General features: G+C 70.8%; 17 protein-coding genes and 1 pseudogene. 13 read left to right on the forward strand and 5 right to left on the reverse strand.

All coding sequences use genetic code 11. From position 1 onward, the window contains the following. Positions 1-211 precede the first annotated feature (211 nt). A complete protein-coding gene (locus ACIBVQ_RS31150) occupies positions 212-2,404 on the forward strand; it encodes a bifunctional (p)ppGpp synthetase/guanosine-3',5'-bis(diphosphate) 3'-pyrophosphohydrolase (RefSeq protein ID WP_352011685.1) in 2,193 nt (730 codons plus the stop codon). Positions 2,405-2,486: 82 nt separating this feature from the next. Here the strand turns inward: ACIBVQ_RS31150 and ACIBVQ_RS31155 are convergent, their stop codons facing one another. Both ACIBVQ_RS31155 and ACIBVQ_RS31160 read right to left on the reverse strand, forming a co-directional pair. Next, complete coding sequence (locus tag ACIBVQ_RS31155) at positions 2,487-3,716, reverse strand: DUF349 domain-containing protein (protein WP_352011686.1); 1,230 nt, start codon at positions 3,714-3,716, stop codon at positions 2,487-2,489. Positions 3,717-3,776: 60 nt separating this feature from the next. After that, complete coding sequence (locus ACIBVQ_RS31160) at positions 3,777-4,640, reverse strand: peptidylprolyl isomerase (protein WP_352011687.1); 864 nt, start codon at positions 4,638-4,640, stop codon at positions 3,777-3,779. A gap of 148 nt (positions 4,641-4,788) precedes the next feature. Here ACIBVQ_RS31160 and ACIBVQ_RS31165 point away from each other — a divergent pair, with 148 nt between their 5' ends. Genes ACIBVQ_RS31165 through aspS form a run of 3 tightly spaced genes read left to right on the forward strand, consistent with a single transcriptional unit; the run spans position 4,789 to position 8,486 of the window. After that, positions 4,789-5,484, forward strand: coding sequence for an MBL fold metallo-hydrolase (locus ACIBVQ_RS31165; RefSeq protein ID WP_399181791.1), 696 nt, complete (start codon positions 4,789-4,791; stop codon positions 5,482-5,484). 3 nt (positions 5,485-5,487) lie between these two features. Further along, the gene (gene hisS / locus ACIBVQ_RS31170) at positions 5,488-6,753 is read left to right on the forward strand and encodes a histidine--tRNA ligase (protein ID WP_362775863.1); all 1,266 of its coding nucleotides are present in this window, start codon (positions 5,488-5,490) and stop codon (positions 6,751-6,753) included. Next, the gene (aspS, locus tag ACIBVQ_RS31175) at positions 6,750-8,486 is read left to right on the forward strand and encodes an aspartate--tRNA ligase (RefSeq protein WP_352011690.1); all 1,737 of its coding nucleotides are present in this window, start codon (positions 6,750-6,752) and stop codon (positions 8,484-8,486) included. Before hisS ends, aspS begins: the two co-directional genes overlap by 4 nt. A gap of 90 nt (positions 8,487-8,576) precedes the next feature. Here aspS and ACIBVQ_RS31180 read toward each other — a convergent pair whose 3' ends face one another. Further along, a complete protein-coding gene (locus ACIBVQ_RS31180; protein WP_352011691.1) occupies positions 8,577-9,773 on the reverse strand; it encodes a cytochrome P450 in 1,197 nt (398 codons plus the stop codon). A 167-nt stretch (positions 9,774-9,940) separates the two neighbouring features. Further along, complete coding sequence (locus ACIBVQ_RS31185) at positions 9,941-10,843, reverse strand: peptidylprolyl isomerase (RefSeq protein WP_352011692.1); 903 nt, start codon at positions 10,841-10,843, stop codon at positions 9,941-9,943. Between the two features lie 197 nt (positions 10,844-11,040). Between ACIBVQ_RS31185 and ACIBVQ_RS31190 the strand changes: the two genes are divergently transcribed. Together ACIBVQ_RS31190 and ACIBVQ_RS31195 are read left to right on the forward strand one after the other, a co-directional pair. Further along, positions 11,041-11,514, forward strand: coding sequence for a DUF2231 domain-containing protein (locus tag ACIBVQ_RS31190; RefSeq protein ID WP_399181794.1), 474 nt, complete (start codon positions 11,041-11,043; stop codon positions 11,512-11,514). 38 nt (positions 11,515-11,552) lie between these two features. Beyond that, the gene (locus ACIBVQ_RS31195; protein ID WP_352011694.1) at positions 11,553-12,866 is read left to right on the forward strand and encodes a replication-associated recombination protein A; all 1,314 of its coding nucleotides are present in this window, start codon (positions 11,553-11,555) and stop codon (positions 12,864-12,866) included. 4 nt (positions 12,867-12,870) lie between these two features. Here the strand turns inward: ACIBVQ_RS31195 and ACIBVQ_RS31200 are convergent, their stop codons facing one another. After that, on the reverse strand, positions 12,871-13,518 hold the full coding sequence (locus tag ACIBVQ_RS31200; protein ID WP_399181796.1) for a TetR/AcrR family transcriptional regulator: 648 nt from the start codon (positions 13,516-13,518) through the stop codon (positions 12,871-12,873). Positions 13,519-13,600: 82 nt separating this feature from the next. On the opposite strand from ACIBVQ_RS31200, the gene ACIBVQ_RS31205 reads away from it, so the two are divergent. From ACIBVQ_RS31205 to mltG, 7 genes and pseudogenes are all read left to right on the forward strand, one after another. Then, positions 13,601-14,515 (forward strand): hypothetical protein, encoded by a 915-nt coding sequence (locus tag ACIBVQ_RS31205; protein ID WP_399181798.1) that lies wholly within the window; start codon positions 13,601-13,603, stop codon positions 14,513-14,515. Continuing rightward, the gene (locus ACIBVQ_RS31210) at positions 14,512-15,927 is read left to right on the forward strand and encodes a methyltransferase family protein (protein ID WP_399181800.1); all 1,416 of its coding nucleotides are present in this window, start codon (positions 14,512-14,514) and stop codon (positions 15,925-15,927) included. Before ACIBVQ_RS31205 ends, ACIBVQ_RS31210 begins: the two co-directional genes overlap by 4 nt. Beyond that, entirely contained in the window at positions 15,897-16,289 is a 393-nt protein-coding gene (locus ACIBVQ_RS31215) for a DUF948 domain-containing protein (RefSeq protein ID WP_352011698.1), read from the forward strand. Before ACIBVQ_RS31210 ends, ACIBVQ_RS31215 begins: the two co-directional genes overlap by 31 nt. Beyond that, positions 16,286-16,540, forward strand: coding sequence for a hypothetical protein (locus tag ACIBVQ_RS31220; RefSeq protein ID WP_352011699.1), 255 nt, complete (start codon positions 16,286-16,288; stop codon positions 16,538-16,540). Before ACIBVQ_RS31215 ends, ACIBVQ_RS31220 begins: the two co-directional genes overlap by 4 nt. A 1-nt stretch (position 16,541) precedes the next feature. Then, positions 16,542-19,214 (forward strand): alanine--tRNA ligase, encoded by a 2,673-nt coding sequence (gene alaS, locus ACIBVQ_RS31225; protein WP_399181802.1) that lies wholly within the window; start codon positions 16,542-16,544, stop codon positions 19,212-19,214. Between the two features lie 53 nt (positions 19,215-19,267). Next, a pseudogene (gene ruvX, locus ACIBVQ_RS31230) lies at positions 19,268-19,726 on the forward strand (Holliday junction resolvase RuvX); the annotation flags it as partial. 89 nt (positions 19,727-19,815) lie between these two features. Further along, positions 19,816-20,847 carry an endolytic transglycosylase MltG gene (mltG, locus tag ACIBVQ_RS31235; RefSeq protein ID WP_399181804.1) on the forward strand — a complete coding sequence of 344 codons (1,032 nt, stop codon included), beginning with the start codon at positions 19,816-19,818 and terminating at the stop codon, positions 20,845-20,847. The last annotated feature ends 25 nt before the right edge of the window (positions 20,848-20,872 follow it).

Raw genomic sequence — 20,872 nt, forward strand, 5'->3', positions numbered from 1 at the left:
CCAGTCTGGATACACTGGGGGGATCTGGACTCGAACGTGAGGAGTCTGAGTGCCCCGTGATGTGGTCGTCCCCGACGTGACCGCCGACGGTGGCGGTCCCGAGACGGCCGTCCCGGCAGGCGATGCCGGTTCCGCCATGTCCGGAGCCACCGAGGACAGGCCTGCGGTAAGGCGTAGGCTCGCGCGTTTTGGGGGGCAATGGGGTGGCGCCATGAACCCGGTGCTTGAGCCGCTCTTCCGGACGGTCCGCGCGACGCATCCGAAGGCGGATCTGCGGCTCATCGAGCGCGCCTACGACGTGGCCGCCTACCACCACCGTGATCAGAAGCGTAAGAGCGGTGATCCCTACATCACCCACCCGCTCGCGGTCGCGACGATCCTGGCCGAGCTGGGCACCGACGACGAGACGCTGTGCGCCGCGCTGCTGCACGACACCGTCGAGGACACCGCCTACGGCCTCGACGAGCTGCGCAAGGACTTCGGCGACAACATCGCCCTGCTGGTCGACGGCGTCACCAAGCTCGACAAGGTCAAGTACGGCGACGCCGCCCAGGCCGAGACCGTCCGCAAGATGGTCGTGGCGATGTCCCGCGACATCCGGGTGCTGGTGATCAAGCTCGCCGACCGGCTGCACAACATGCGCACCATGCGCTACCTGCCCGAGCACAAGCGGCAGCAGAAGTCCCGGGAGACACTGGAGATCTTCGCGCCGCTCGCCCACCGCCTCGGCATGAACACCATCAAGTGGGAGCTTGAGGACCTCGCGTTCGCCATGCTCTACCCCAAGCGCTACGACGAGATCGCCCGCATGGTCTCCGAGCGCGCCCCGCGCAGGGACCTGTTCCTGCAGGAGGTCATCGAGAAGGTCTCCGGAGACCTGCGCGAGGCCAAGATCCGCGCGGTGGTCAAGGGGCGCCCGAAGCACTACTACTCGGTCTACCAGAAGATGATCGCCAGGGACGTCGCCTTCGACGACATCTACGACCTGGTCGGCATCCGGGTGCTGGTCGACACGGTCCGCGACTGCTACGCCGCCCTGGGAACGATTCACGCGCGATGGAACCCGGTGCCCGGCCGGTTCAAGGACTACATCGCGATGCCCAAGTTCAACATGTACCAGTCGCTGCACACCACGGTCATCGGCCCCGAGGGCAAGCCCGTCGAGCTGCAGATCCGCACCCACGGCATGCACCACAGGGCCGAGTACGGCGTGGCGGCGCACTGGAAGTACAAGGAGGACATGACCACCTCGGGCCCGCCCGGGGCGAAGCTCAAGCCGGCCAGCGACATGGCCTGGCTCAGGCAGCTCCTCGACTGGCAGAAGGAGACCGCCGACCCGGGCGAGTTCCTTGAGTCACTGAGGTTCGACCTGTCGGTCTCCGAGGTCTACGTCTTCACCCCCCGCGGTCAGGTGATCGCGCTTCCCGAGGGCGGGACCCCGGTCGACTTCGCCTACGCCGTGCACACCGAGGTCGGCCACCGCTGCATCGGGGCCCGGGTCAACGGCCGTCTCGTGCCGCTGGAGTCGCGGCTCGGCAACGGCGACACCGTGGAGATCTTCACCTCCAAGTCGCCGGACGCCGGTCCCTCCCGTGACTGGCTCAAGTTCGTCAAGTCGGGCCGGGCCCGCAACAAGATCCGGCAGTGGTTCTCCAAGGAGCGCCGCGAGACCGCGATCGAGGCGGGCAAGGAGGCCATCGGCAGGGCGATGCGCAAGCAGGGCCTGCCGCTGCAGCGCCTGATGTCCGGAGAGTCCCTATTGGTGCTCGCCAGGGACCTGCACTACGCGGACGTCTCGGCGCTCTACGCGGCCGTCGGAGAGGGCCACGTGGCCGCCCAGGCGGTCGTGCAGAAGCTCGTGCACTCCCTCGGAGGGGTCGAGGGCGCCGAGGAGGACATCGCCGAGGTCTCGGTGCCGACGAAGCTGCGCGGCCGTCCCCGCGGCAGGGGCGGCGCGGGCGTGGTCGTCGCGGGCGACTCCGACGTCTGGGTACGGCTGTCGCGCTGCTGCACCCCGGTCCCCGGAGACGAGATCATCGGCTTCGTCACCCGCGGCCACGGCGTCTCGGTGCACCGCACCAACTGTCCCAACGTGCAGCAGCTGAGGTCAGAGCCCGACCGCCTGGTCGAGGTCTCCTGGTCGGCCGCGGAGGACTCGGTGTTCCTCGTGGCGCTCCAGGTCGAGGCGCTCGACCGGCCGCGCCTGCTGTCCGACGTCACCCGGACCCTGTCCGACCAGCACGTCAACATCCTGTCGGCGTCGGTGACGACCTCGAAGGACCGGGTGGCGATCAGCAGGTTCACCTTCGAGATGGGCGACCCCAAGCACCTGGGGCACGTGCTGAAGGCCGTACGCAACATCCAGGGCGTCTACGACGTCTACCGGGTGAGCGGCGCCTCCTAGGCCCTCTCAGGCCCGCCCCGGGCCATACAGCGAAACGGGGGACGCTCCGGAAAGGAGCGTCCCCCGTTTTGGCGCCGGAGGGTCAGGAGAACTCGGCGAGCGTGCGCTCGGCCTCCTCAAGCCAGGAACGGCGGGCGGTCAGGGCCTCCTCGGCGTCCTTGGCCTCCTTGTCCCTGCCGGCCGCCTGGGCCTTGGCCAGGCGGCCCTCAAGCTGCCCGATCGACTTGCGCAGCTGGTCGACCGTGTTCTGCGCGCGGGCGCGGGCCTCGGGGTTGGACCGCTTCCACTCGGCCTCCTCGGCCTTGCGGACCGCCTCGTCGATCTTGCGCAGACCGCCCTCAAGCCGGTCACGCTGCTCGCGCGGGACCGGGCCGGCCTCCTCCCAGCGCTCCAGGAGGCCACGCAGGGCGTTCCTGGCGACGCGGGCGTCGGAGACCGGAAGGATCTTCTCGGCCTCGGCCAGCAGCTGCTCCTTGACCTCGGCGTTGGCCGCCAGCGAGGCGTCACGCTCGGCGAAGACCGCCGAACGGGCCTGGAAGAACTGGTCCTGGGCGCCCTTGAAACGGCCCCACAGCTCGTCCTCGACCTCACGCGAGGCCCGGCCGGCCGCCTTCCACTGCTGCATCAGCTCGCGGTAGGCGGAGGCCGTCGCGCCCCAGTCGGTCGAGGAGGCCAGCGCCTCCGCCTCGACGACGATGCGTTCCTTGGCCGAACGCACGCCCTCGCGCTGCTCGTCGAGCCCGGCGAAGTAGGCCTTGCGCCGCTTGGCGAAGGCCGTACGGGCCGCGGACAGGCGCTTCCACAGCGCCGCCTCGGTCACCCGGTCGATGCGCTCGGCGGCCTTCCACTCCTCGACGAGCTGGCGCAGCCGCTCCCCACCGGTCTTCCAGTGGGTGGTGTCGTCGGCGATGCGCTCGGCCTCGGCGACGATGCGTTCCTTGACGCCCCTGGCCTCGGCGCGAGCCACGTCGCGGGCGGCCTTGACCTCCTCGCGGCGCTGGGAGACCAGCTCCGTGAGGCTGTTGAGGCGGCCCAGCAGCCCGTCGAGATCGCCGACCGCGTGCGCGTCGACGATCGCCTCGCGGAGCTTGACGATCGTCGCCTCCGCCTGGGCGGGCGGCAGATCCGTGCCGCGGACCCGCTGCTCAAGCAGCGTGACCTGCCCGGCCAGCTCGTCGAACTTGCGGTGGAAGTAGGCCAGGGCCTCTTCCGGTTCGCCGGCCTGCCAGGACCCGACGGCCCGTTCTCCCTCAGCCGTACGCACGTAGACGGTGCCGTCGTCGTCTACCCGGCCCCACGGGTCGGTGCTCACCGTGTCCTCCCGCAACTTTCATCAGCCTTTCGAGGCTATCCGCCTCTTGGATGTATTACGTCAGCTCTTGTCGGACATTGTCACGTCTTTGATTTCCACGGTTTCCTTCGGGGCGCCGGTGCCGTCCGGGCCCGGGGTGATCACACCCGCCTTGTTCACCTTGTCGAGGATGTCCAGGCCCTTGGTGACCGTGCCGAACGGGGTGTAGTCCGGAGACAGCTGGGCGTCGCCGTAGACGATGAAGAACTGGCTGCCGTTGGTGTCCGGGCCGCTGTTGGCCATGGCCACGACACCGCGGGTGTACTTCGCGCCTTCGAGGTTCTCGTTGACGAAACGGTACCCCGGGCCGCCCTGGCCGTCGGTCGGGTTCTTGCCGTCGGCCTTGGCCAGCGGGTCGCCGCACTGGAGCACGGGGAACTGCTCGGAACCGAGACGGTGGCACTTGGAGCCGTTGAAGTACTTCTTCCCGGCCAGGAACGCGAAGGAGTTGACCGTGCAGGGAGTCTTCTCCGCCGAGACCGCGATGACGATGTCGCCCAGGTTGGTCTTCAGGGTCATCGTCTTCGGCGTGGTGTCCACCTTCGCCGGAGGCAGGCCGACGTTCTTGGCCGGTCCGCCCTCGGTCTCGGCGACGTAACCACAGGTGCCCGCCGCGGGGTCGAAGGCCGCCGGCTTGGCGCCGGTGCCCGTCTCAGCCGGGCTCGCGGGCGCGGACGGGGTGCCCGAGGCGGCGGTCGCCGGGGACGTTCCACCACCTCCGAGCAGGGACATCGCGGCGATCACACCGCCGACGAGCACCACGACGGTCACACTCGTGCCGATGATCGCATTGCGCTTCATACGCGACTCACGTTCGGCGCGCCGCTGCATCTGCCGTTCGTAGTGCTCGCGGGCCAGTTGCTTCTGGCGGTCCTTGCCGCTCACCACTTCGCCCTCCCGAGTGCCGGAGTATCACTTATTGAGGTGGGCGAATCGTATCGGCCAATGGGTAATGGTTCGCAGCCCGCCGACCCGCACCGGTACCCTTCGGTTACATTCCCATCCGTTTTCTTGACGAGATCAGCTGAGGCAGATGCTCATCGCCGGCTTTCCCGCAGGGTCGTTTCAGACCAACTGTTACGCCGTGGCTCCCGCCGCGGGCGAGGAGTGCGTCGTCGTCGACCCCGGTCAGAACGCCGTGGGCGACCTGGACGACCTGCTGCGCGAGCATCGCCTGAAGCCGGTCGCCGTGCTGCTCACCCACGGCCACCTCGATCACATGTGGTCGGTCGCCCCGGTCTGCGGAGCGCGTGACATCCCCGCGTGGATCCACCCCGAGGACCGGGAGTTGCTGTCCGACCCGATCAAGGGGATGTCCCTGGCCTTCGGGCAGCAGCTGTTCGGCGGGCTGACCTTCTCCGAGCCCGACGACGTGCGCGAGATGGCGGACGGAGAGGTGCTGAGCCTGGCCGGGATGGAGCTGACGGTCGACCACGTCCCCGGCCATACCAGGGGGTCGGTGGCTTTCAGGCTGCCCGGGAGCGGGGAGATCCCCGAGGTGATGTTCTCGGGAGACCTGCTGTTCGCCGGCTCCATAGGCCGCACAGACCTTCCCGGCGGGGACTATCCGACCATCCTGCGCAGCCTGGCGGCCAAGTGCCTGCCGCTGTCCGATGAGACGGTGGTGCTGCCGGGACACGGACCACAGACCACGATCGGCCACGAGCGCGCGACCAATCCGTACTTGGCGGAGGCGACGCCGTACGCCGGTCCCACCAGGGGACTTTAGAAGATGACTCTGCAGGCGCCCAAGGGCACCTTCGACCTGCTCCCGCCGCGCTCCGAGCGCGCGCTGGCCGTCCGGGAGGCGCTGACCGCCCCCGCCAGGCGGGCGGGGTACGGCTACATCGAGACGCCGGTCTTCGAGGACACCGCGCTGTTCGTGCGCGGCGTCGGCGAGTCGACCGACATCGTCTCCAAGGAGATGTACACCTTCACCGACAAGGGCGGGCGTTCGATCACGCTGCGCCCCGAGGGCACCGCGTCGGTCGTGCGGGCGGTCCTCCAGCACGGCCTGCACAACGGCAGGCTCCCGGTGAAGCTCTGGTACTCCGGCAGCCAGTTCCGCTACGAACGCGCCCAGAAGGGCCGCTACCGCCACTTCTGGCAGGTGGGGGCCGAGGCCCTGGGGGCGGAGGACCCGGCCCTCGACGCCGAGCTGATCCTGCTGGCCGCGGAGGGCTACGCCGGGCTCGGCCTCACCGGGGTCAGGCTGCTGCTCAACACGCTGGGCGACCGCGTCTGCAGGCCCGCCTACCGCGCCGCGCTGCAGGACTTCCTGCGCGGTCTCGACCTCGACGAGGCGACCAGGGCCAGGATCGAGATCAACCCGCTGCGGGTGCTCGACGACAAACGTCCCGAGGTGCAGGCCCAGCTCGCGGGCGCCCCGCTGGTCGTCGACCACCTGTGCGAGGAGTGCAAGGCCTACCACGAGGAGGTCCGCACGCTGCTGACCGCCTCCGGGGTCGCCTACACCGACGATCCCCGGCTGGTGCGCGGGCTTGACTACTACACGCGCACCACGTTCGAGTTCGTCCACGACGGGCTTGGCTCGCAGTCCGCGGTCGGCGGCGGGGGGCGTTACGACGGACTGAGCGAGATGCTCGGCGGCCCGGCGCTGCCCAGCGTCGGCTGGGCGCTCGGCGTCGACAGGACGCTGCTGGCCATGGAGGCCGAGGGGCTGCTCGACGACGAGGCGGACGGCCCGCACGTCCAGGTGTACGGTGTGCCGCTGGGCGAGGAGGCACGCCGCCGGATGTTCCTGCTCATCACCGAGCTGCGCCGGGCGGGCCTCGACGCCGACATGTCGTTCGGAGGCAAGGGCGTCAAGGCCGCCATGAAGGGTGCCGACCGGTCGGGCGCGGGCTATGCCGTCATCCTCGGCGAGCGGGACATCGCCGCCGGGACCGCCCAGGTCAAGGACCTGGTCAGCGGCGACCAGAGCGCCGTACCGCTCGCCGAGATCGTCACGACCCTGAAGGAGAGACTGGAGAAATGATCCGCACGCACGAAGCGGGATCACTGCGCAAGGAGCACGCCGGGCAGCAGGTGACGCTGGCCGGTTGGGTGGCGCGCCGCCGTGACCACGGCGGCGTGGTCTTCATCGACCTGCGCGACGCCTCAGGCTCCTGTCAGGTGGTCTTCCGCGAGGAGGACGACGCGCACGGCCTGCGCGCCGAGTACTGCGTCAAGGTCGTCGGGCAGGTGCGGGTCCGCCCCGAGGGCAACGAGAACCCCGAGCTGCCGACCGGCGCGATCGAGGTCGTGGCCTCCGAGGTCGAGGTGCTCAGCGAGGCCGCGCCGCTGCCCTTCCCGATCGAGGGCGGCACCGGGGTCTCCGAGGAGGCCCGCCTGAAGTACCGCTACCTCGACATCCGCCGCCAGCAGGTCGCCCAGGCCATGCGGGCGCGCTCCAAGGCCACCTACCTGGCCCACGAGGTGATGAACGAGCACGGGTTCGTCTACATCGAGACCCCCACGCTCACCCGGTCGACCCCCGAGGGCGCCCGTGACTTCCTGGTGCCGGTCCGTCTCCAGCCGGGCAACTGGTACGCCCTGCCGCAGTCGCCCCAGCTGTTCAAGCAGCTGCTCATGGTCGGCGGCATGGAGCGCTACTACCAGCTCGCCCGCTGCTTCCGCGACGAGGACCTGCGCGCCGACCGGCAGCCGGAGTTCACCCAGATCGACGTTGAGATGTCCTTCGTCGACCAGGACGACGTCATCGCGCTGGGCGAGGCGCTGATCGGCCGCGTCTGGAAGGAGACGATCGGCTACGAGCTGCCGACGCCGCTGCCCCGGATGACCTACGCCGACGCCATGTCCCGCTTCGGCTCGGACAAGCCCGACCTGCGCTTCGGCCAGGAACTCGTCGAGATGACGGAGTTCTTCGCCGAGACGACCTTCCGGGTCTTCCAGGCACCCTACGTCGGCGCCGTGGTGATGCCGGGCGGTGCCTCGCAGACCCGTAAGGAGCTCGACGGCTGGCAGGAGTGGGCCAAGTCGCGCGGCGCCAAGGGCCTGGCCTACGTCCTCGTCGGGGAGGACGGCACGCTCGGCGGCCCGGTGGCCAAGAACCTGTCGGAGACCGAGACCGCGGGCCTGGCCGCGAAGGCGGGCGCCGCGCCCGGTGACGCGATCTTCTTCGCCGCCGGTACGGCCGCCGCCTCCCGCGACCTGCTCGGCGCGGCCCGGCTGGAGATCGGCCGCCGCTGCGGCCTGATCGACGAGTCGGCGTGGAGCTTCCTGTGGGTCGTCGACGCGCCCATGTTCGAGGAGGACGGCGAGGGCGGCTGGACCGCGGTCCACCACCCCTTCACCGGTCCGAAGCCCGAGTGGGCCGACAACTTCCAGGACCACCCGGGCGAGGCCCTCGCCTACGCCTACGACATGGTCTGCAACGGCATGGAGATCGGCGGCGGCTCGATCCGTATCCACCGCGCCGAGATGCAGCAGCGCGTCTTCGACGTGCTCGGCATCTCCAAGGAGGAGGCGGAGAGCAAGTTCGGCTTCCTGCTCGAGGCGTTCAAGTACGGCCCGCCGCCGCACGGCGGCATCGCCTACGGCTGGGACCGGGTCTGCATGCTGCTCTCCGGCGGCGACTCGATCCGTGACGTCATCGCCTTCCCGAAGACGGCCTCCGGCTTCGACCCGCTGACGGGCGCGCCGACCCCGATCACGGTCGAGCAGCGCAAGGAGGCGGGCGTCGACGCCAAGCCCAAGGCGGACGCCTGAGACGGTCCTGAGGGCCGGTGGGGCACGGCTCCGGGGGTCAACGCCCCGGGGCCGTGCTCGTACGGCTGCGGGCCGTACGGGCACGGCGGGTCAGAAGCGGACGGGCAGCGTGCGCAGGCCGCGGATGAGTGACCCGCTGAGGTTCCACCGGATCTCGGCGGGATCGCAGTCCAGCTCGATGCCCGGCAGGCGTTCCAGCAGCGTCCCGAAGGCGATCGACGCCTCAAGCCTGGCCAGCGGCGCGCCCAGGCAGAAGTGGATGCCGTGGCCGAAGGCCACATGCCGGTTGTCCGCGCGGGTGATGTCCAGGACGTCGGGGCAGGGGAAGACCTCGGGGTCGCGGTTGACCGCGCCGAGCAGGATGTGGACCACGCTGCCCTTCGGGATGTGGACTCCCGCCAGTTCGAGATCCTCCGTGGCGAAGCGGAACGTGGCACGCTCGACCGGTCCGTCGTGCCGGAGGAACTCCTCGACCGCCGACGGCAGCAGTTCCGGCCGCTCCCGTAACAGCTTCAGCTGCTCGGGGGCGGTCAGCAGGGCCAGCATGCCGTTGCCGATCAGGTTGACCGTGGTCTCGTGCCCGGCGATGAGCAGCAGCGTCAGGCCCGCCAGGAGCTCCTGGTCGTCGAGCAGTTCGTCGTCGTCGCGGGCCAGGACCAGCGCGCTGACCAGGTCGTCACGCGGGGCGGCCCGCCGTTCGGCGATGATCGCGGTGAAGTAGTCGCCGACGGCGAGGTTCACCTCGCCGCGGTGCCTGGCCTGTTCCTCGTTGAGCGCGGGGCCGACGAGGGTGCCGGACCAGTCGCGGAAGGCGTCCTGGTCCTCGACGGGCACGCCGAGCAGTTCGCAGATCACCGTGATCGGCAGGGGGAAGGCGAAGTCGTCGAGCAGGTCCGCCCCGCCCCTGGGGAGCATCGCGTCGACCAGGTCGTCGGCGATCTTCTGGACGCGGGGGCGCAGGGCCTCGATCCTGCGGGGGGTGAAGGCCTTGGAGACCAGGCGGCGCAGCCGGGTGTGGTCGGGAGGGTCGCTGTCGAGCATGTTGCCGGCCAGGATCCGGTTGTCGGCGTGGAAACGCGCGCGGAACGGCTCGGGCACCCAGGAGACGCTCTTGGCCAGGCGGGGGTCGTTGAGGGCGGGACGGCCGTGCTCGTAGTCGAGCACCAGGAAGGCGCCCATGCCGGGAGGGAAGTCGACCGGATGGACGGGGCCCTTCCCCCTGAGCGCGGCGCAGGCGGCGTGCGGATCGGGGCTCAGTATGAACTCGAAAGGTAACTTCTCCGGCATCGGCGCCCCCCGGGGAGATGGATCGGATCCTGTTCCCCTCCAGTCTGGCCCGGGAGGTCGCGGCTCGCCCGCCGTGTGCGAGATGGTGGCCGTGATGACCGGTATGTCGGTGCGAGCGAGCCTGCGACGAAAGGGCCTCACCCCCGTCGAGGCCCTCCGAGGTGGCCCTAGGTGAGCTGAACGTCCTTGATGATCACCGGGATCTTGGGGGCGTTCGAGCCACCGTCGCCGGTGATGTCGTTGGGGTTCTCGATCCAGCCGCCCTTGTAGACCTTGTCGAGGATGTCCATGCCCTGCGTGACCGTGCCGAGGGGTGTGTAGTCGGGCTGCAGCTGGGCGGTCTCGTCCGACAGGGAGATCCAGAACTGGCTGCCGTTCTGGTTCGCCGCCTCGGCCGCCTGGGCCAGCGCGACCGTTCCCCTGGTGTAGGGCAGCCCGCCGAGGTTCTCGTCGTTGAAGACGTAACCCGAGCTGCCCTGGCCGTCGGTGGGGTTCTTGCCGTCGGCCTTGGCCTGCGGGTCGCCGCACTGCAGCAGGCCGAGCCCGGAGTTCTCCGGCGTGGCCAGGCGGTGGCACCTGGTGTTGTCGAAGAAGTTCTTCTTCGCCAGGAAGGCGAAGGAGTTGACCGCGCAGGGGGCCCGGTCCGTCTGGAGCTCGATCACGATGTCACCGAGGTTGGTGGTGATCTTCATGTTCTTCAGCTTCAGGTTGGGCTTGGCCGGGGGCATGCCCACGTACTTGGCCGGGCTGCCGCTGGTGTCCTTGCGGTAGGAGCAGGTCAGCTTGGCCAGCTCCGCCGAGGGGGTCGGCGACGGCTGCAGGGCGGGGGCCTGACTTGGGTCGGCCGCCGCGCTCTTCTCCGAGGAGACGGGGCGCTTGGGGTCGTTGCCGCCGAGGAGGTTCGTCGCGGCGAACAGGCCTCCGGCCACGACGACGACCGCGACGCCGGCTCCGATGAAGGTGTTCCGCCTCGACTTTGCGGTCGACTGCTGGGCGGTCTGCTGGGCCCGCTGGGCCTGCCGCTCCTTGTGCTCCCGCGCCAGCTGGCTCTGGCGGTCTTCGCCGCTCACCGCTTCGTCCTCCAGAATTGCTGTTCCATGACTATTGACTGGGCGAAAGCGTACCCGCCTCGGCGTGTGATGGATGTAAGTGACAGAATCCGTCAGATGGGGTAGGAGAGGAAGACGCGGGTGAAGTGCCGCGTTCCAGGTAGCGTTCACGGTGGGATCCCACCTGCACAGACGCCGCCGATGACCGGAGCCCCCCTATGTTCGACGAGATTCTGGGCCTGCCCGCCCACCCGCTGATCGTCCACGCCGCCGTGGTCCTGACGCCCCTGCTGGTGGTGCTGGCCGCCGTCTACGCCCTGGCCGCACGCACGCGCGCGGTGCTGACCTGGGCGGTCGTCGGGCTCGCGGTCATCTCGCCCGTGGCGGTCTTCGCGGCCAGGCAGAGCGGTGAGGAGCTCAAAAGGGGACGTTTCTCCTCGGCGAGCGGGGAGCTCGGGCAGCGCGTCGCCGAGCACGAGAGCTTCGCGACCCCGTTGCTGCTGGCCGTACTGGCGCTCGGAGTGGTCTCACTCGGTCTCGTCCGGCTCACGCGTCCCGGGCGTTCGGAGAGCGCGCCCAAGGGGGTCGGGACGGCGCTGCGCGCGCTGACGGTGGTCCTGGCCGTGGTGGCCGGTTACTACGTGGTGAGGGCGGGCCACAGCGGCGCCGTCGCGGTCTGGGGAGGTTTCTGAGGGATCGGGAGCCCGCCCCCTGACGGTACTGTCTGAGCGTGGACAGCCTGTTCGACTCGGCGGCGGAGGAGGCCCACCGCGGCCATGAGCCACTGGCGGTGCGGATGCGCCCCCGTGGCCTGGACGAGGTGATCGGCCAGCGTCACCTGCTCGGGCCGGGCACGCCGCTGCGCAGGCTCGTCGAGGGCGAGGCCCCGATGTCGCTGTTCCTGTGGGGGCCTCCGGGCACGGGCAAGACCACCCTCGCCTACGTGGTCGCGGGGGTGACCAAGCGCCGCTTCGTCGAGGTCTCCGCGGTCTCCGCCGGGGTCAAGGAGGTCCGCGCCGCCATCGAGCAGGCCCGCCGCGAGCTGGGCATGTCGGGGCGGCAGACCGTGCTGTTCGTCGACGAGGTGCACCGCTTCAACAAGGCCCAGCAGGACGCCCTGCTGCCCGCCGTCGAGAACCGCTGGGTCACCTTCATCGGCGCGACCACGGAGAACCCGTTCTTCTCCGTCATCTCGCCGCTGCTGTCCCGTTCGCTGCTGCTGACCCTGGAGTCGCTGTCGGAGGAGGACATCCGCGGCGTGCTCGAACGCGCCGCCGCCGACCCGCGCGGCCTGGACGGTCGGGTACGGCTGGCGCCCGAGGCGGTCGAGCACCTGGTACGGCTGGCCGGGGGAGACGCCCGCAGGTCCCTCACCTATCTGGAGGCGGCCGCGCTGATCGCCGAGGACGAGATCACCGTCGAGGTGGTCGAGCGCGCGGTCGACAAGGCGGCCGTGCGCTACGACCGTCAGGGCGACCAGCACTACGACGTGGTCAGCGCCTTCATCAAGAGCATGCGGGGCTCCGACGCCGACGCCGCGCTGCACTATCTGGCCAGGATGGTCGAGGCGGGGGAGGACCCCAGGTTCATCGCCCGAAGGATCGTCATCTTCGCCTCGGAGGACGTCGGCATGGCCGATCCCACCTGCCTGCAGGTGGCGGTGGCCGCGGCGCAGGCGGTCGAGTTCATCGGCCTGCCCGAGGGCCGCCTGAACCTGGCCCAGGCGGTCGTCCACTGCGCGCTCGCCCCCAAGTCCAACGCGGTGATCACCGCGATCGACGCCGCCGCCCAGGACGTACGGCGGGGCGACATCGGCCAGGTCCCCGCCCACCTGCGCGACGCGCACTACCCCGGGGCACGGGGGCTCGGCCACGGTGAGGGCTACCGCTACCCGCACGACTTCGAGCACGGCCTGGTCCGCCAGGACTACGCCCCCGCCGAGCTCAGGGACCGCCGCTACTACCGGCCGACCCGGCACGGAGCCGAGGCCGCCTTCGCCGACCGCTGGAGCAGGATCCGCGCCTTCCTGCGCGGTGGCCAGTAGCCCCTCAGGAGGGAGGCGCGCCGTCCTGCCGTCGGGCGCGAGGTCCGCGGCGGGGGAAGCGCACGGTCAGCAGCCTGGCGCGGGGGGCGACCCGGCGGGCCAGCGTGAACAGGGCGTCGGTGCGGGAGCGGTCGGCGTCAAGGTGGGTGAAGAGGTTGACGCCCAGGTAGAAGGTGATCGCGGCGTAGGCGAGGTCGCGGGGCGGCATGAGCCTGGCCAGGGGTGAGCCGCCGATGACCCGCTCCAGCGTCTGCTCGACGAAGTCGATCCACGGGTCGGAGCGCTTGACGATCTCCGCCCTGAGCTCGGGCCTGGCGATGCTCGCGCCGACGAGCTCGGAGAAGAGCGTGATGTGCCCCGCCTCCAGGTCGGCCCGGTAGATCGCGGTGGCGATCTCGGCCAGCTCCTCCAGCGTGCGGGCCTGCTCGACGGCTCTGCGGTAGTCGGTCATCCGCTGCTCGGAGGCGCGGTCGAGTGCGGCGAGCAGCAGCGGATCGACCCCGCCGAAGTGGTAGAAGACCAGCGCCGAGTTGACCCCGGCGGCCTTGGCGATGGTACGGGCGCTGGCCCCGGCGTATCCCTCGGTCCGCACGGTCTCGGCGGCGGCCTCGATCAGCCGCTCCCGGGTCTCCGCGCCCGCCTGCTTGTTCACTTCACCGCTCCCTTGCCAAGACGATCTCTTCGATCATACGGTTTAATCGACTGATTAAATCGACCGATGAAGAGGTGGCTCCATGGATGACCCGTCCGGAAAATCACCGGACTCGGAACCGCTCCCCGAGGACCGGACCGAGCGCAGGGCACGCTGGAACCTCGCCGGTCTGCTCCTGGCCCTGTTCGTCGCGCTCCTGCTCTACCGGGTGCTGCACGCGGGCCACCTGGAGGAGACGACGCTCTTCTACGTCGGCCTCCCCGCCGTCATCGCCATCACGGTCGTGCTGACGAGCAAACCGAGGTCCGCGACCGGCGCGATCCTGGCGACGATCACCGTGGCCCTCGCCTTCGCGGGACCGTTGCTCGGCGAGGGGATCGTCTGCCTGCTGTTCGCGGCCCCGCTCTTCTACCTCGTCGGCCTGCTGATCGGGGCCGTCATCGACTACTTCGACCGGCGGGGACCCCACGCGCTCGCCGCCCCGCTGGTGCTGCTCACGCTCGTCGCCGTGGGCGCGGAGGTGGCCGGACCGGCCCGTGACAACGCGGTCACCGCGGTGCGGGCGGCCCCGGGGACCGGGACGGAACAGGCCCTGGCCGCCGTCCCCCGCTTCGGCCCGTTCGAGTCGGCGTTCCTGAAGATCGGCTTCCCCAGGCCGCTGGCGGCAACCGGCACCGGCCTTGAGGTCGGCGCCCTGCGGGAGATCACCTTCAACCCGCGCCGCTCCCTCGGCGTCGGCGCCCTTCCCGAACCACGTTCGATGACCCTCAGGGTGAAGGAACGCGGCCCGGGGCGGGTGACCTTCTCCGTGGTCCGCGACACCACGCTGACCCGCTGGCTCGACCTCCGCGAGGCGGAGTTCACCTGGGGGAACGGGAGGCTCGCGGTGACCCTGCGCTACCGCCGTACCTTCGACCCCGGCTGGTACTTCGGCCCCCTGCAGCGCTACGCCGTCGGCCAGGCCGCCGACTACCTGGCCGGGACCTTCGCCCGATGACGGGCGACCCCGTGCTGGTGCGCGGTCTGGCCCTCGCGGTACCGGTCGCCGCGGTGCTCGCGGCCACCTGGAGAGGCCGGGTCCGCCGGGGGCTCGGAGAACGGGACGCGGCCGCGGCGATCCTGGCCACGCTGTGGAACCTGGAGGCGCTCATCGCGGTGAACCTCCTCGCCCAGGACCTCGGCTGGTGGCGCTTCACCGCGGTAGGGGCCCTCTACCGGGGCGTTCCGATCGACCTGCTGCTGGGCTGGGCACTGCTCTGGGGCGCGGTTCCCGGCCTGGTGGCACGCCGGGCGCCGATCCCGCTGGTCGCCGCGTCCCTCGGCTGGCTGGACCTGGCGGTGATGCCCCTGGCCGAGCCCGTCGTCGTGCTCGGCGAGCACTGGCTCGCCGGGGAGGCGGTCGCGATGGCCGTCGCCCTGCTCCCCGGTTTGCTGGTGGCCTCCTGGACGGCCGGAGGCCGCCGCCTGCCCCTCAGGGCCGCCGCCCAGATCGTCCTCGCGGCCGCCGGGGGCATGGCGCTGCCCATCGTGCTGACCGGGGTGTGGCGGCAGCCCACGTGGGTGCTCGGCCTCATGGCGCAGGCGCTGGCCGTGCCCTCGCTGCTCGGGCTGGCCGCCGTACGGGAGTTCGCGCTCGCCGGCCGGGGGACGCCGCTGCCGTACGACCCGCCGGAACGGCTGGTGGTCACCGGGCCCTACGCCTACGTCCGTAACCCGATGCAGGCCGCGATGACGGGCGGCTACCTGCTGCTCGCCCTGCTCGACCCGGTGTTCCTGGCCGCGGCGCTGGTCGCCTTCGCCTACGGGGCGGGGCTGGCGGCCTGGCACGAGGGGGAGGGGCTCACCGCGCGCTTCGGCGGGGAGTGGGCCGCCTACCGGCGCGCCGTACGGGCGTGGGTGCCCAGGTGGCGGCCCGTCGCCTTCCCCGGGGTCGTCGCGTCCGTGTACGTGGCCACCACCTGCGGGATCTGCTCGCAGGTCGGCGGGTGGATCGTCGCGCGCCGTCCCGCCGGGCTGCGCGTGCTCGCCGCGGAGGACCACCCTGCGGGGCTGCGCCGGATCACCTACGAGTCGGCGGACGGGCGCGGTGCCCAGGGGGTGGCGGCGATCGCCCACGTGCTGACCCACATCCACCTCGGCTGGGCCCTGGCGGGCTGGACACTCATGATCCCGGGGGTCGGCCGGTTCGCCCAGCTCTGCATGGACGCCTTCGGGGGCGCGCCCAGGACCCTGGCCGTACGGAACGGGCCGTCGCCGGCGGGGAAGCCGGGCGGGTACGGCCGACCGCCTGGGCGTCGTGTCACGGTATGCCGGGGAAGCGGTTCGGGACGCGGTAAGGTCTTGCCTGTTCCAGCCGGGTCAACTAAGGAGATCGGCGCATGCTTACCGCAGGAGAGGTCGCCGGACTGATCGTCGCGATGGCCTGGGCGATCCTGGTCTGCTTCCTGGCCGTGGCGCTGGTCAAGCTGGCCCGGCTGCTGACCGAGACCACCAAGATGGTCTCCGAGCTGGGCGAACGTGTGGTCCCGCTGCTGGAGGACGTCACGGTCACCGTCAGCGAGACCAACCGCCAGCTGGTCGCCGTCGAGGCCATCGCCAAGGACGTCAAGCAGGTCAGCGGGCACGCCGCCAAGATCAGCGACGTCACCCAGACCCTGGTGACCGGGCCGTTGATCAAGCTCGCCGCGCTGACCCACGGCGTCAGGCGCGCCCTGTCGGCCCGCAGGAACGGCAGGCCCGGCTCCCGGGTCCTCGAAGGGCGGCGGCGATGATCCGCAGGCTCTTCTACATCTCCCTGGGCGCGTTCGGCGCCGTGTGGGCGATGCGTAAGCTGCAGTCACTGCATCCGAACCACCTGGCGCGCCGTGCGGTGCGCGGCGCCTCGGGAGTCCTGGACCAGGCCCGGGACTTCGCGGCCGAGGCGCTGGACGGCGCGGCGCAGCGGGAAACCGAGTTGCGCTCCCGATTCGGCCTCGACAGTGTTGAGAACACCTACACCTACCACGTAAAGGATGGCCGCTGACATGGAGTCGGCAGAGATCGCCCGCCGCTTCCTGCGCTTCTTCGAGGAGCGTGGGCACACCGCCGTGCCCTCGGCCAGCCTCATCGCCGAGGACCCGACGCTGCTTCTCGTCCCCGCGGGCATGGTGCCGTTCAAGCCCTACTTCCTGGGCCAGCAGAAGCCGCCCTACCCCCGGGCGGCCAGCGTCCAGAAGTGCGTGCGCACCCCCGACATCGACGAGGTCGGCAAGACCACCAGGCACGCCACCTTCTTCCAGATGCTCGGCAACTTCTCCTTCGGCGACTACTTCAAGGAGCGGGCGATCCCGCTGGCCTGGGAGCTGCTGACCAAGCCCGAGTCCGAGGGCGGCTTCGGCTTCCCCGAGGAGCGGCTCTGGGTCACCGTCTACCACGACGACGACGAGTCCTACGACATCTGGCACCACAAGGTCGGCATCCCCGCGGAGCGCATCCAGCGCCGCGGCCTGGCCGACAACTACTGGCACATGGGCGTGCCCGGCCCCGGCGGCCCCTGCACCGAGATCTACTACGACCGCGGCCCCGAGTACGGCAGGGACGGCGGCCCGATCGCCGACGAGAACCGTTACCTGGAGGTCTGGAACAACGTCTTCATGCAGTTCCAGCTCGGTACGGTGCGCAGCAAGACCGACTTCGACATCGTGGGCGAACTGCCCGCCAAGAGCGTCGACACCGGCATGGGCCTGGAGCGGATGGCCGCGATCCTGCAGGGCGTCGACAACATCTACGAGATCGACACCACCTACAAGATCCTCGACAGGGCCGCGGAGCTGACCGGGACCCGCTACGGCCGTGACGAGCGCGCCGACGTCTCGCTGCGCGTGGTCGCCGACCACGTCCGCACCGGCGTGATGCTCGTCGCCGACGGCGTGCTGCCCTCCAACGAGGGCCGGGGCTACGTGCTGCGGCGGATCCTGCGCCGTGCGATCCGCAACCTGCGCCTGCTGGGCGCGGGCGAGCAGCGCTACATGCACGACCTGACCGCGGTGACCATCGACGTGATGGGCGATCTCTATCCCGACCTCAAGGCCGACGCCCCGCAGATCCACGGCGTCATCGACGCGGAGGAGGCCTCCTTCCTCGGCACCCTGCGCACCGGCACCGCGATCTTCGACGCGGCCGTCGAGGAGACCAAGCGCAAGGGACGGGGCACCCTCGGCGGTGACCAGGCCTTCCAGCTGCACGACACCTACGGCTTCCCGATCGACCTGACCCTGGAGATGGCCTCCGAGCAGGGCCTCAAGGTCGACGAGGAGGGCTTCCGCAGGCTGATGAAGGAACAGCGCGACCGCGCCAAGGCCGACGCCGCCGCCAAGAAGACCGGAAACGCCGACATCTCGGTTTTCGGCCAGATCCTGGAGAAGACCGGCAGGGTCGAGTTCCTCGGCTACGACAACGTGACCGCCGAGTCCGCGGTCATCGGCCTGCTCGTCGACGGGCTCCCGGTCCCCGCCGCGGGCGCGGGCACCACCGTCGAGGTCGTGCTCAGCCGTACCCCCTTCTACGCCGAGGGCGGCGGCCAGCTCGCCGACCAGGGGATCATCCGCACCGACGGGGCCGAGGTCGAGATCGTCGACGTGCAGTCCCCGGTCTCGGGCGTGATCGTGCACCGGGGCAAGGTCAGGACCGGTGAGGTCCGGGTCGGAGACCAGGCCCAGGCCGAGATCGACGTCGAGCGGCGCCGCGCCATCTCCCGCAGCCACACCGCCACGCACCTGGTGCACAGGGGCTTCCGCAACGCGCTCGGCGAGACGGCCGCGCAGGCGGGTTCGGAGAACTCGCCCGGCCGTTTCCGCTTCGACTTCACCGCGGCGGGCGCCGTGCCGCCCAGTGTGCTCCGTGACGTCGAGGACGAGGTCAACGCCATCCTGATCAACGACCTGAAGGTCAACGCCTTCCACACCTCCCAGGCGGAGGCGAGGGCGATGGGCGCGCTGGCCCTGTTCGGCGAGAAGTACGGCGAGACCGTCCGCATCGTCGAGGTCGGCGACTACTCCCGTGAGCTCTGCGGCGGCACCCACGTCGCGAGATCGGGCCAGCTCGGCCTGGTCAAGGTGCTCGGCGAGGCCTCGATCGGCGCCGGAGTGCGACGGGTCGAGGCCCTGGTCGGCCTGGACGCCTTCCGCTTCCTGGCCCGTGAGAGCGTGCTCGTCGCCCAGCTCTCCGAGCAGCTCAAGGCCCGCAGGGAGGAACTGCCCGAGCGGATCGAGGGCATCGTCACCCGGCTGCGCACCGCGGAGAAGGAGCTGGACAGGCTCCGTTCCGCCCAGGTCCTCGCGCTCGCGGGCGAGATGGCCGCCGGAGCACGTGATCTGGGCGGAGTGTCCGTGGTGACACACCGCGCGCCTGATGGCACCTCTGCGGATGATCTGCGTAAACTCGCCCTTGACGTGCGCGGACGGTTCCCAGGGGATCGCGCGGCGGTCGTCGTCGTCGCGGCGGTTCCCGCCGACCGGCCGGTCGTCGTGGCCACGGTCAACGACGCGGGCCGTGAGCGCGGCCTCAAGGCGGGCAGGCTCGTCGGCGTCGCGGCCAAGGCCCTCGGCGGTGGCGGCGGCGGCAAGGACGACGTCGCCCAGGGCGGCGGGACCCGGCCCGAGGCGATCGGCGACGCGCTGGGCGCCGTCGAACAGGCGATCGCCCAGACACTCGCCTGAGCGGCCGAAGCCGGTGAGCCGCGCGCGGCTCTGAGGCGGAGGCGGAGAACATGATGAGAAGTGGCATCCGGCTGGGTGTCGACGTCGGCTCGGTCCGCATCGGCGTGGCCCGCAGCGATCCGTCCGGATTGCTGGCCACGCCGGTGGAGACCGTACGGCGAGGCAGAGGCGACCTCGACCGGCTCGCGGAGATCGCGGCCGAGTACGAGGCGGTGGAGATCGTCGTCGGCCTGCCGACCTCGCTCTCCGGCCGTGAGGGGCAGGCGGCGGGGGTGGCCCGCGAGTTCGCGGGCAGGATCGCCTCGCGGCTGGCGCCCGTCCCCGTCAGGCTGTTCGACGAGCGGCTCACCACGGTCACCGCGCAGCAGGGGCTGCGCGCCAGTGGCGTCAGGGCCAGGGAGCAGCGCGGCGTGGTCGACCAGGCGGCGGCGGTCGTGCTGCTCCAGGCGGCCCTGGACAACGAACGGGCGACCGGCAGGCCACCGGGCGTGGCGGCCGGTCCACCGGCAGGGCCGTCCTCCGGGGCGCCGAGAGGTTCTTCGTCCGGGCCGCCGGGCGCCCGGCGGCCCGGTGAGGAGAGGCCGAGCGGCGGGACCGGACGGTGAGCGGGCGGCGGCTGACATGGCTGCTGGCCTGCGGCGCGGGCGCCGCGCTGCTCGGAGCCGGGGGTTATGTCCTGGCCAGGCCCTACCTCACCCCCGCCGACTTCGAGGGGCCCGGCACGGGAGCGGTCACCGTGCGGATCGCGCAGGGCGCGAGCGCGGGGGAGATCGCCGCGACGCTGGCCGAGGCGGGGGTCGTGGCGAGCGCGGGCTCGTTCGTCGCGGTGGCCGAGGAACGCGGGAAGGCGGGCAGCCTGTTCCCCGGGCACTACCGGATGCGCAAAGGCATGTCGGCCACCTCGGCACTCGACCTGCTGACCGAGCCCCGCTCCCGGATGGTGCGGCGTGTCGTCGTCCCCGAGGGGCTGCGTCTGCCGGAGCTGCTCGACCGGCTCGCGGAGGGCACGGGGATGCGCAGGGCCGACCTGGCCGGGGCGGCGAGGAACCTCCGGGCGCTGGGCCTGCCCGGCTACGCCAGGGGCCCCGAGGGCTTCCTGTTCCCGGCGACCTACGAGGTGGAGCCGGACACGACCCCGGCCGAGCTGCTCGGGGCCATGGTGGAACGTTTCAAGGCCGCCGCCGCCGACCTGAACCTGGAACGGCGGGCCGCCAGGAGGGACCTGACCCCGCTTGAGGCCGTCACGGTGGCCAGCATCGTCCAGGCGGAAGGTGGGAGATACTCGGACTATCCGAAGATCGCTAGAGTGATCTACAACCGGATCAAGGCCGGTTCCCCCCTCCAGCTCGACACCACGGTGCTCTACGCGCAAAGGCGTAGAAGCCTCATGGTCTCGGAGAAGGACACCACGGTGCGCTCGCCGTACAACACCTATCTGAGGCCCGGCCTGCCGCCGGGCCCCGTCGCCAGTCCCGGGGAGAAGGCGCTGAGAGCGGCGCTTCGGCCTGGCCGGGGAAGGTGGTTCTGGTTCGTCACCACGGATCCGGCGCATAGAATCACGAAATTCACTGACAAAGAGAGTGAGTTTGTGAGATACCGGGAACAGCTGAACAGATACCTCGGGACGCACTGATGTCCGGCGGAACACCCCCCGTTCC

It is taken from the genome of Streptosporangium sp. NPDC049376 (genome assembly GCF_044466505.1).
Taxonomy (GTDB): domain Bacteria; phylum Actinomycetota; class Actinomycetes; order Streptosporangiales; family Streptosporangiaceae; genus Streptosporangium.